9 protein-coding genes are annotated in these 11496 nt (G+C 47.2%); 7 read left to right on the top strand and 2 right to left on the bottom strand.

The features are described 5' to 3' along the window. The 3 genes from PN466_RS24030 to PN466_RS24020 all read left to right on the top strand — a co-directional run. Positions 1-224 (top strand): Smr/MutS family protein (locus PN466_RS24030; RefSeq protein ID WP_271944762.1); only part of this gene is annotated, 224 nt, incomplete at its 5' end. 385 nt (positions 225-609) lie between these two features. Then, positions 610-2916, top strand: coding sequence for a molecular chaperone DnaK (gene dnaK / locus PN466_RS24025; protein ID WP_271944759.1), 2307 nt, complete (start codon positions 610-612; stop codon positions 2914-2916). A 194-nt stretch (positions 2917-3110) separates the two neighbouring features. Continuing rightward, on the top strand, positions 3111-4106 hold the full coding sequence (locus PN466_RS24020; protein WP_271944770.1) for a DnaJ C-terminal domain-containing protein: 996 nt from the start codon (positions 3111-3113) through the stop codon (positions 4104-4106). Between the two features lie 41 nt (positions 4107-4147). Here PN466_RS24020 and selD read toward each other — a convergent pair whose 3' ends face one another. Together selD and PN466_RS24010 are read right to left on the bottom strand one after the other, a co-directional pair. Continuing rightward, positions 4148-6409, bottom strand: coding sequence for a selenide, water dikinase SelD (gene selD / locus PN466_RS24015; RefSeq protein WP_271944756.1), 2262 nt, complete (start codon positions 6407-6409; stop codon positions 4148-4150). A 115-nt stretch (positions 6410-6524) separates the two neighbouring features. Further along, a complete protein-coding gene (locus PN466_RS24010) occupies positions 6525-8039 on the bottom strand; it encodes an ABC transporter permease subunit (protein ID WP_390890061.1) in 1515 nt (504 codons plus the stop codon). Between the two features lie 148 nt (positions 8040-8187). Between PN466_RS24010 and PN466_RS24005 the strand changes: the two genes are divergently transcribed. From PN466_RS24005 to PN466_RS23990, 4 genes are all read left to right on the top strand, one after another. Further along, on the top strand, positions 8188-8940 hold the full coding sequence (locus PN466_RS24005; RefSeq protein WP_271944751.1) for an amino acid ABC transporter ATP-binding protein: 753 nt from the start codon (positions 8188-8190) through the stop codon (positions 8938-8940). Between the two features lie 482 nt (positions 8941-9422). Next, positions 9423-10199, top strand: a complete 777-nt coding sequence (locus tag PN466_RS24000) for an SAM-dependent methyltransferase (protein WP_271944748.1) — start codon at positions 9423-9425, stop codon at positions 10197-10199. Between the two features lie 10 nt (positions 10200-10209). Next, on the top strand, positions 10210-10539 hold the full coding sequence (locus PN466_RS23995; RefSeq protein ID WP_271944745.1) for a cupin domain-containing protein: 330 nt from the start codon (positions 10210-10212) through the stop codon (positions 10537-10539). A 123-nt stretch (positions 10540-10662) separates the two neighbouring features. Further along, positions 10663-11478, top strand: coding sequence for a YwiC-like family protein (locus PN466_RS23990; protein ID WP_271944743.1), 816 nt, complete (start codon positions 10663-10665; stop codon positions 11476-11478). The last annotated feature ends 18 nt before the right edge of the window (positions 11479-11496 follow it).

Genomic DNA, 11496 nt, shown 5'->3' with positions numbered 1-11496 from the left:
GAGGCTTGCGCGTCGTGACTGCCGAAGCGGAACTCGACCAAGGCATTACCAAAGCCTACAATGCCAATTGTACGAATGTCTGGATTATTCACGGCAAAGGCACGGGTAAATTAAGAGAAGGAGTCCATGAATTTCTGAGGAACCATCCGCAAGTAGAGCGCTTTGAGTTAGCGGATCAAAAAAATGGTGGCACTGGCGTAACTATTGCCCATTTAATTGGGTGATGTATTTTGTCGATTCGATTGTCAATCGTTGGAGACGCTAAAATGAAACCTCTAATTAATGAAGCACAAATCATGGAAGATCTTGAACTTTTGAAAGAATGCGAATAGTCAGCTAGAGAACTCTATGAACTTTCCATCGCCTTCGCCAACCAATGCCAAGAAATAATTAAAGAAGCTTCTGCCATTGAGCCAAGCAAAACAACAGTTTCCGATCTCCACGATAGTTGAAAATCTGTCTAGGGAGAGGGGAGGACACACGGACGTGGAGATGGGGTTTTCCCTATTCCCTATTCCCTGCTACTTGCACTTCCAGAAGCGCGATACAATAAACTGATCGAAGAAAGCCATAATTTCCGTAAAGATAGACGAGGAAGAGACAGAATCCATGGGTAGAGTAGTCGGCATTGACTTGGGGACAACAAACTCAGTGGTTGCCATTATGGAAGGCGGTAAACCAATGGCGATCGCCAATGCAGAAGGGATGCGGACTACACCTTCAGTGGTTGGCTTCAGTAAAGATGGCGAACTGGTCGTTGGCCAAATGGCCCGTCGCCAAGCCGTCCTGAACCCGCAAAATACCTTCTATGCCGTCAAACGGTATATGGGACGCAGATATGGAGAACTCAACACCGACTCCAAACGAGTCCCTTACACCATCCGGCGCGATGAAGTGGACAATATCAAGGTGAAATGTCCTCGGCTGAAAAAAGACTTTGCCCCGGAAGAAATTTCAGCCATGATCTTACGGAAATTGGCTGAGGATGCCAGTCGTTATTTAGGGGAACCGGTCACCGGTGCAGTGATTACCGTTCCTGCTTACTTTAATGATGCCCAACGGCAAGCGACCAAAGATGCAGGCAAAATTGCCGGCTTAGAAGTTAAACGAATTCTCAATGAACCCACGGCTGCTTCCCTCGCTTATGGGCTAGAGCGGGGAACGGCGCAAACGATTTTGGTGTTTGACCTAGGGGGAGGAACCTTTGATGTTTCGATCCTAGAAGTTGGCGATGGGGTATTTGAAGTGAGGGCGACCAGTGGCGATACCCAGTTAGGGGGGAATGACTTTGACCAAAAAATTGTCGATTGGTTGGCCGAACAGTTTCTAGAAACGGAAGGGGTCGATTTACGGCGCGATCGCCAAGCGCTGCAACGGCTGATGGAAGCAGCGGAAAAAGCGAAAATTGAACTTTCTGGAGTCACAGTCACCGAGATTAACTTACCGTTCATTACCGCTACCGAAGATGGGCCCAAGCATCTAGAAACTCGGCTGACGCGATCGCAATTTGAAGACCTCTGTGGCGACCTCCTTTCCCGTCTCCGTCGGCCCATCAAACGCGCCCTCTACGATGCCAATCTTAGCCCCGTCCAAATCGATGAAGTCGTTCTCGTCGGCGGTTCCACCCGCATTCCCATCGTTCAACAACTGGTTCGCAGTTTCATCGACAAAGAACCCAACCAAAACGTTAACCCGGATGAAGTGGTCGCAGTTGGAGCAGCAGTTCAAGCCGGTATTCTCTCCGGCATTGTCAAAGATGTGCTGTTGCTCGATGTCACCCCCCTCTCCCTCGGGATTGAAACCGCCAGTGGGGTGATGAAAAAACTCATTCCTCGCAACACGACCATTCCCGTGCGGCGATCGGACATTTTCTCCACCTCCCAAGACAACCAAACCTTTGTCGAAGTCCATATCCTACAAGGGGAGCGAGAAATGGCCAGGGACAATAAATCCCTCGGTCGGTTCCGACTTTCCGGCATTCCCCCAGCGCCTAGGGGCATCCCCCAAATTCAGGTCTCCCTCGACATCGATGCCAACGGCATTCTCCAAGTATCTGCCCTAGACCGCACTACCGGCCGGGAACAAGGCATTACCATTCAAGGAGCCTCCACCCTCTCCTCCGATGAAATCAACCAAATGATCCAGGATGCCGAACGCTATGCCCAGGTTGACCGGGAGCGCCGGGAACGGGTAGAAAAACTCAACCGCGCTGAAGCCTTGATTACTCAAGCCGAGCGCCAACTGCGGGAAGCCACCCTAGATTTTGGAATGCAGTTTGCCAACCAATACCGCCGCGATCTCGATCCGATTATCCAGGAACTGCGGGAATATTTGCGCCGAGGCGATGACCGAGGAATCGATCAAGCAGGCGCCGATTTACAAGATATTCTCTACGATCTCAATCGGGAAGTGCGCTTGCGGATGAGCGAAGAGGAAGACGATGGATTTTTAGGAACCCTGCGGCGCACATTCTTAGGGGATGATGAGGATGAATTCGATCGCCGCGAAAGTTACGATTATGATAGTCCAACCTATCAAACCCGGCGGGAATATGCCCCCCCAGAGCGGAATTATCCCCCAGTGAGGAATTATCCGCCTGCACAGGATTATCCCCCAGCACGCAACTCCCCACCTGGACGAGACTATCCTCCAGCACGGGATTATCCACCCCCACGCAACTCCCCACGAGATCGAGACTATTCTTCAGCACGAGATTATCCACCCCCACCGGATTATCAACCACCAGGCCGAGATTATCCCCCAACACGGGACTATCCGCCTCCCCGGTCAAGAGAACCCAATCGACCGCCCATCCGGGACTCTCGCCGTCCTTCAGAACCCCCAAGCCGTCCAAGGTATAATCAATATAACTCCTATGATGATGAAGATTGGGGAGATGACGGTGAATGGCTGTAGTGGACTGTTTCACCTAAAATAGTGCTTTGTTTGTAGTAAGCACGAAGAGTGCTTAAAAGCCTAGCTGGAGAGGGATAAATCCCTCACTACAAACAAAATCTAATGCATCAAATTAGATGAAACAGTCCAGTAGGTTTTTCCTATTCCCCATTCCCTATTCCCTAATTCTCCAAGAACCCTAAGTGAATAAAACCATGCAAAACTTTCGGAACTATTATGAGATTCTGGGAGTTAGTCCTGATACCCCCACTGACGAGATTAAGCGAGTTTATCGTCGTTTAGCTCGCCAATATCATCCCGATCTCAACCCCGGTGATAAGGAAGCTGAGGAGCAATTTAAGGATATTTTAGAAGCCTATGAAGTCCTCTCCGATCCCGGTAAACGGACGGAATATGACCAACTGAGCTTCTTTTTAAGAGCGCGGCAAAATAGCCGTAAACGCAATAGTGGCTCCAAGTTTTCTTCAGCAGAAATTGAGTATTTTAGCCAATTTCCCACGTTCGATAGTTTTCTCGATAGCTTGCTCAACCGTCGTCGGGAAGTGAATCAGGGACAACCAACTGGAGAGCGATCGCGTCCAGTCGAACGGAATGCCGAAGCCTACACCCCTGGCCGCTCAAAGGTTTACAACACCGTCACCAGTGAATCCCGACCCATGAAACGGGATATCGAGGCCCTCTTAACCTTACCCCTGGAAAAAGCCTATCGAGGCGGAAAAGAGCGTATCCGTTTAGAAGATGGTCGCTCTTTAGAAGTTGATATGCCCCCCGGTATGGTGAGTGGGGAAAAAATGCGCCTGCGGAAGTTGGGTATGAATGGCGGTGATTTATACCTAAAAATAACCGTAGCTCCCCATTCTTTCCTACAAATTGCAGGGAATGAAATTTATTGTAAACTCCCCATTACTCCTGTAGAAGCCATTTTAGTTGGACAAGTAGAAGTCCTCACCCTGGATGGGTTAGTGAAAATGAATTTACCCCCTGGGGTGAAAAGCGGTCAAAAATTACGGTTAGCCAATAAGGGATATCCCGATAACCGGGGAAGACGAGGCGATCAAGTGGTGGAAATTGAGATTCAGTTTCCCACCCAATTAACCCCAGAACAACGGGAACTGTACGAAAAATTGCGAGATTTAGAAGATAATCTGCGCGAACCTCTGTGGAAATCAGATGCCGAATCTTCAGATTAAGCTCAAGAAGGAGGAGGCAGTAGATCGACTCTAAACTTAAATTATTCCTCATTAACGATTAACTGGATCGGAGGCAGATCGCCCGCAGGGAGATGAACTTCACCGATGATAGCGCTGTGGGTATAGCCTAAATTTTGCAGGAGTTTCAAGCATTCTTCTGCTTGAGGATGGGGAATCCCAGCCACTAATCCCCCAGACCATTGAGGATCGAATAAGAGGGGATAGACAGGATGGGAATCAAAGCTAGACACATTTTGCAGATAGGAAATCGGTTCACTGAGCGTCGTCGAAGTGCTGGAACTATTGTCCTGATGGAATGGACTCGATCGCACGTGGCGCAAAGTCTCTAAAGTCCCTTCCAAAACGGGTAGAGTATCCAAATTCAAGCTAATACTCACGGATGTATTGTTGATCAGAGTCGTCAGATGTGACAATAAACCCAAATTGCCTACTGCTGTGCAAGCGGTAGCGCCAGTTTCCAGAAAGGTTAGGGATGCTGGATAATTGGATTGAATCATTGAGGCGATCGCCCCTTCTAACCATCGTCCCTTACTTTTATACTGCTCTTGAGCTGTCATCAGAGCGCCAACACCCAAGGGTTTCGTCAGAATTAACACTTGACCGGGTTGTAACTTGGGCGGATACAAGACCGGTTCGGGATCGGCATACCCTTGAGTAGAAAATCCCAGGGATAAACGCGGCCCCAGGGACGCACGACAGCCAACCAACTGAGTTTGACTGATCGTTAGGGCTTGCAGAACACCTGAGAGCAGTTGATAGAGAGTTTCTTCCTGTTGCGTAGGAAGACTATTGGGTAATTCTATCCAACCTAAAACACTGTGGGGAGTTGCTCCCTTGGCCAAGATGGGATTTAAGCAATGGTGAGTTGCTAACATGCCGAATAAATACGGATCGCGCAGGCTGTCTGTGAGAAAATCCATACCCTCAATCAGGAGTCCAGAGGTCACGGAAGATAAGGCCAAATTGTCCCCAGGGTTTTCGATCTCGATTAAGGACTCTAATTTAGGATTGTCGGTAATCACCCGCTTCAGCACTGAGGATAGGCGCTCTGGGGGAATGGGAATTGGGGCCAAGGAGGGATGAGTCGGCGATTGCCCAAAGTCCTCAAATTGAGCCATAAATCGGCGATCGATCCAGTCCTTCCAGCGCCACAGTAAAGGGTTAGGGCCCAATCCCCATTTACCCCAAGAGGCTATCGCCTTTCCATCTCCTGTACCAATGAGTCCTAAAATTTGCTTTTGCGGGCGATAGGGTTTTGGTGCTTTCCCTAAAACAGCTTGTTTCAAATTCTCATATAAGGGCTGACCTTGACGCACCGCAAACACCCCTGCCTTGGGCCGCGTATGGTTCACCATGGTGGCAATATCCCCAGCAGCAAATACTTGGGGATGGGAAACGGACTGTAGAGAATCCTTAACTAAAATAAAGCCATCGGTATCCGTTGCTAAACCAGCAGCCTTTAACCAGGGAGGAGCTGAAGCTTGAGTCACCCAAAACACGCGATCGCACTCTAGGGTAAATCCAGACTGACACTGAAGTCCCTGCTCGGAAACTTGGGTTACTCGTTCTCCCAAATGCAGTTGAATATCCCGACGACCCATTAACTGGGCGATGCGTTTGCGCACCACTCGGTTATGGGAGGACATAATTTCTTGCCCCTGATGGAACAGATGAATTTCGGGAAACGAAGCCGTATACATAACGAAAGAGGCATCAATATTCCGCATTCCTCCCGTAGCTTGACGGCAGACAAATAGTCCCTGTTGCATTGTTAGCGCTAACTCAACGCCCCCTGCACCTCCACCCACAATGGCCAGCTTTAAAGGGTGGGTAGGATGACGAGCAAAGCTTTCTATGGTCTCTCGCCAATGGTTGAGGAACTGGGAAACCGGTTTAGCGGGAATGGCGTAGTTATTAGCTCCAGGAACCTGAATTTGGTTAGGGGTACTGCCAATATCAATGGAGAGCAGGTCAAAGTGGACAGGGGGACGGTGAGCGCAGAGAACTTGATTACGTTTGAGATCGAGACCAATGGCATGATCTTGATAGAGTTGGGCCCTAGCAAATTGACAGAGATGATGTAGATCGATATGGGTTTGGTCAAAGCTGTAGAATCCAGCAATATGGCCGGGTAGCATCCCAGAATAGGGAGTGTGCAGGGTATCGGCGATCAAGGTAAGACGGACCCCAGGAAGGGGATTGAGAGCAAATTGGCGAAGGGCGATCGCATGGGCGTGTCCTCCTCCAATCAAGACAATTTCTTTGCTTAGGGTCTGGGCCATGGGTTTATTTTTTTCTGCACCGAGGAAACCTACACCATCTCTGCGATTTTACCGCAAGTGCATCCCCCCATTCCCCCTTCACAATCCAAAGCGCTGTATCCCTCTTCCTATCTCTTCACGTTTTAAGGGCGGGTTTCTGGCGCTGTAGGGGATTCATCCTCACTTCTAGCCATTTAAACCCAAAGGAAGATAGGGTGGTTAGCACGAGATACATTAAAGCTACGGCTAAGTAAACTTCAAAGGATCGATAGGTGATGGCTACCATTAATTGACCTTGGCGGAATAGTTCCTCAAATCCAATCACGGCGACTAAACTGGTATCTTTGACTAAGGTAATAAATTCGTTACCTAGAGGGGGTAACATGCGACGTAAGGCTTGGGGAAAAATCACGTCTTGCATCGTTTGTAGGGGACTCATGCCTAGGGATTGAGAGGCTTCCCATTGACCTTTATCAATGGATTCAATGCCCCCGCGCATAATTTCGGCTAAGTAGGCAGCACTATTTAAGCTTAAGGCTAAGACGGCTGCCGGAAAGCGATCGAAGCTAAACTCTAACCCTAATTCTTTGAATAAACCGGGGAGACCGAAGTAGATCATAAACAGTTGGACGAGCATGGGAGTGCCCCGGAAGAAGTCTACATAAATGCGGCAGAGTAGGCGCAAAGGTTTGTAGGGGGAAATTAGGGCAATCGCCACTAGCGTACCTCCGATTAACCCAAAAGCGAAAGCCAGAGCGGTGAGTAATAAAGTAATCGTCGAGCCTTGAATTAAATTAGCAAATAGTTTTCCCCAATCAAAAACAATTACTTCTTGGGTTTCTAAGGCAGGGGGAACGAGGGGTAATTCCGGGGGTTCACCCGCGAACCAAGTTTGATAAATAGCGCGATAACGACCATCCTGAATCAGTAACTCCAGAGCATTATTAATGTCATTTAAGTAGGGAGAATCTTTAGGCATAGCAATGCCATAATATTCTTCTGTGACTAATTCACCGACGACTTTCACGCCTTGTAAGCCGGCTTGTCTTATAGCGTATAAAGTCACCGGCCCATCATTAACCACAGCATCCACTTTGCCATTAATCAGTTCTTGTAGAGCTAAAGATGCTGAGTCAAAAGAACTGATATTTGCCCCTTCGATGGTACTGGCTTCCTGGGCCCCAGTGCTACCAATTTGAACGGCTATTTGTTTGCCTTCTAAATCAGAAAAATTTTTAATGCTGGTATTGTCCTCCTGCACCGCTATGGCTAAACCCGCTTTAAAATAAGGGCGAGAAAAGGATACGGTTTGTGCTCGCTCTGCGGTGATCGTCATGCCACTAATCGCCGCATCCATAGTTTTCGACTGGAGAGCGGGAATAATGCCATCAAAGGGTAAGCTGACGAATTCTATATTCAGTTTAGCCGCTTCACCAATGGCTGTCATTAAATCAATATCAAATCCACTTAACTCTCCGGTTGCTTGGTCTTGCATTTCAAAGGGGGGAAAGGTGGGTTCTGTCGCCACCTGGAGGGTTGGTGCAGAGGATTGGGCGAAAGTTGATAAACTGGTGAAGATGACCACGAGCAGACAACTGGCGATCGCCAGAAAAACTTGAATTTTGGGCTTCAACCCCTTACTCCCCATCATTATCAGGCCTCTTTTCTCCATAAAACCATATCAGAGTGTTGATTAGTATCAACGGTTGCTTAGTGAATAAAAGTAATCCTGGATACACTTTAGAGGTTGAAGGTTTAGATACTCTAAACTCAATCCCCCTAAAGATGGTTCAAAAACGATGGTCAATTCAGCAACTCCCGTAATGGCATGTGAAGACTTGCATAAAAGTTTTGACGACCTTGAAGTGCTAAAAGGGGTAACTACCACTTTATATGAAGGGGATGTGGTCTCGGTAATTGGCCCTTCTGGATGTGGCAAGACAACCTTTTTACGGTGCTTAAATCGTCTAGAGTCTATTAATAAAGGACGCTTAGAGGTGATGGGGATAGATCTGTCCCATGCCCAAGTCAGTCAAGCGATGCTGCGTCAACTCCGAAGTCGAGTGGGCATGGTCTTTCAGCACTTTAATCTGTTTCCCCATTTAACAGTTTTACAAAACTTGATGCTTGCTCCTATGAAGGTTTTGAAACACTCGGAATCAGAAGGTCGAGAACGAGCCATCCATTACTTAGAAAAGGTGGGTTTAGGCAATAAAGCTCAGTTTTATCCAGAGCAACTTTCAGGGGGACAAAAACAACGGGTGGCGATCGCCCGTAGCTTATGCATGAACCCTAGTATTCTCCTGTTTGACGAACCCACCAGTGCCCTCGATCCAGAGTTGGTTGGGGAAGTTCTCAGCGTCATGAAGCAATTGGCTCAAGAGGGCATGACTATGGTTGTGGTGACTCATGAAATGCAGTTTGCGCGGGAAGTTTCTAATAAGGTTCTGTTCTTCCATCAAGGGATTATTGAAGAATCTGGCGATCCTCAAGAGCTATTTTCCCAACCCAAGAGCGATCGCCTCAAATCCTTTCTCAGTCGCATCAATTAATAGTACAGCGTTTTGGGCGATCGCAGAGCTGAAACGCGATCGGGGCAATGTAATATCAAATCCTTAGATGTTTGCTACAGATGATTGACACGGGGACGCTCCAGACACGGGGATTGATGTGTAGCGTGATTTTTGGGATTTGATGTGAGGAAACTTGGTTCTACCTTTTCTTGGACGACCTCTCTATTAAAAAATTCTCATTAAATTTTATAGATAATCAAAGGCTATTGCTAATCCATAGACCGGGTAGACGGACGCATCAGTGCTAGAAACCAGAATTGATCCCAGCGAAGAAGAGTCGAAAGGCAATCGCTGTATGGATTAGAGGGAAAATAGGACAAACATCTCTAAGTCTGCTCAGGGGGAAGCAGAGATTGATTAAAACAATATAAAGCTAGACCCGATACTTTCAACTTTTGTACTACAATCGTATTGTAGTTTATTGATAAATAATCTCATTAAATTTACCCCACAACATATTTATGTCGCAAAAAGTACTGAACTTAAAAAAGGCTCCTGGACATCAGGTGTTAGCCAAGGCAGGAAAAAAGCTTCTACGTCCTGGTGGACGATTTGCAACGGAGAAGTTATTTGCAACGGCAAATTTTCAGCCAGGGGATAGCGTACTGGAGTTAGCCGCTAGTTTTGGGTATAGCGCGATTGCCTTAGCCAAAAAGCACCAAGTTAAGGTCACTGGGATTGAAAGAAATACTGATAGTGTAGCAACAGCCCAAGCTAACATTGTTGCTGCTGGAGCTAAGGATCGAGTGAACGTCATAGAAGGTGATATTTTGAACTTAGATCGGGTTCCAGGTGAATTTGATTTTGTCCTAGCCGAAGCCATTTTGACCATGCAATCTCCATCGGCTAAAGCCAAAATTCTGAGAGGAGTGCGAAATCGCCTACGTCCTGGTGGACGCTTTCTATCCCACGAACTGCTTGTATGCCATCAAAACACCGAAATTCATCAGGCCTTATCTTCCGCGATTCGCGTCAATGCCAACCCACTCACCAAAATTGAATGGGTTCAAGCCTGTGAAAGTGCAGGATTACAAGTGCAGTTTTATCATACAGGTGCTATGGGTCTACTCAATCCTAAACAAATGGTCAATGATGAAGGCTGGCTCGGCACCATGAAAATTACCTGGAATATGTTGATCGATCCCCAACTGCGATCGCGAATCTTGCAGATGCGGCAAGTCTTTCAAGAATATCAAGATGATTTAGGATACATCATTTTGTGCGCTCAACGCCCCTAGAGGAATAACCATGACAACCACTCTACTCAATATTGCCTCCTCACATCTAAAATTGCCTGATGTCATTGAATACCCCGAAGCAGGGATATTAAGCAAAGTTGTGCTCCAAGACGATTGCTGTAAATACACCCTATTTTGTCTAGCAGCAAATACAGAAATTTCGGAACACACTGCTGTTCGCAATGCCACTATCAGCGTGTTGGAGGGAAAAGGAATTTTAACCCTAGAGGGCAAGGAGATTGAACTGGAAACAGGAGTATTCGTCGTCATGCCTGCTCACGCTCCCCACGCTCTCAAGGCTCAGACGAACTTGGCCTTTTTGCTAACCTTATCAGCCTAAGAAAAGTTTTACATCAGGAGATTATACAGCGCTTGACTTCCGTCATGAGGGACAGTGTTGAATCTTCAAAGCTATGTACCAAAAGCCTATTCCCTATTCCCTAGCGCAAAGCGCTATAACATTGTGGCATCATCTCAATCCAATTTCCTTCCAGAGTCAGTAACGTCTTTACCTCGCCTTTGGTATCGCCCCACTCTATCGCCCCATCATGGTATCTATGTCATGCTGGTGATTTCATTTGTGACGGGAGTTGCCGCGTCCCAACACTGGACTCTCTCCACAACCCTAGCTCTAGTGTGTGCTTTTGCCGGATTCCAAGCTGAACATCCCCTTACCTTACAAATCAAACAGCGCCACAGTTGGAAACCTCGATTTCTGCTTTGGAGTAGTATTTATGCGGGCATAGCCTTAATAGCTGGCAGTTATTTATATCTACAAACGCCCCTATTGCTATGGATTTATCTAGGGGCGATCATTACCTTGGCGATCGATACTATTTCAGTTTTAAATCGTCAGCAAAAAACCTATATCAATGAGTTCACCACTTTCGCCGCAGTTTGTCTTGCTGTTCCATTCGCTTACATCGCTACAACGGGAACCTGGACAACTTCTATCATCGGTCTATGGCTACTCAACACCCTATTTTTTAGCAGCGCTATTTTTACCGTCAAACTGCGTAAATCCAAAACCTCATCGCTCATTCCACCTGTTCTCTATCATCTCATTGCTGCTACTATCATTACCGGACTTTGGTTTTTGGGCTGGCTCACGGCGATCGCTGCCCTAAGTTTTGCAATTGCCCTACTCAAAATCACTTTAATTCTTTGGCAAAAAAATTGGTATTGCACCACCCCCATCTACAACGTTGCTAAATTAGAAACAATCTTTGGTCTGTTGTTTATGTCCCTGGTAGTGATCTCCCAATTCCTTTCCATCTAACTCCCTATCCAGATTGTT

The sequence above is a fragment of the Roseofilum reptotaenium CS-1145 genome, from assembly GCF_028330985.1.
Classification (GTDB): Bacteria; Cyanobacteriota; Cyanobacteriia; order Cyanobacteriales; family Desertifilaceae; genus Roseofilum; species Roseofilum reptotaenium.
This window is presented reverse-complemented; position numbering and strand designations above follow the sequence as displayed.

Excerpts from the sequence above, each read along its gene's own strand:
- PN466_RS24000 (WP_271944748.1), top strand. The coding sequence starts at position 9,423 with ATGTCGCAAAAAGTACTGAACTTAAAAAAGGCTCCTGGACATCAGGTG.
- selD (WP_271944756.1), bottom strand. The coding sequence starts at position 6,409 with ATGGCCCAGACCCTAAGCAAAGAAATTGTCTTGATTGGAGGAGGACAC.
- dnaK (WP_271944759.1), top strand. The coding sequence starts at position 610 with ATGGGTAGAGTAGTCGGCATTGACTTGGGGACAACAAACTCAGTGGTT.
- PN466_RS23995 (WP_271944745.1), top strand. The coding sequence starts at position 10,210 with ATGACAACCACTCTACTCAATATTGCCTCCTCACATCTAAAATTGCCT.
- PN466_RS24010 (WP_390890061.1), bottom strand. The coding sequence starts at position 8,039 with ATGATGGGGAGTAAGGGGTTGAAGCCCAAAATTCAAGTTTTTCTGGCG.
- PN466_RS24020 (WP_271944770.1), top strand. The coding sequence starts at position 3,111 with ATGCAAAACTTTCGGAACTATTATGAGATTCTGGGAGTTAGTCCTGAT.
- PN466_RS24005 (WP_271944751.1), top strand. The coding sequence starts at position 8,188 with ATGGTCAATTCAGCAACTCCCGTAATGGCATGTGAAGACTTGCATAAA.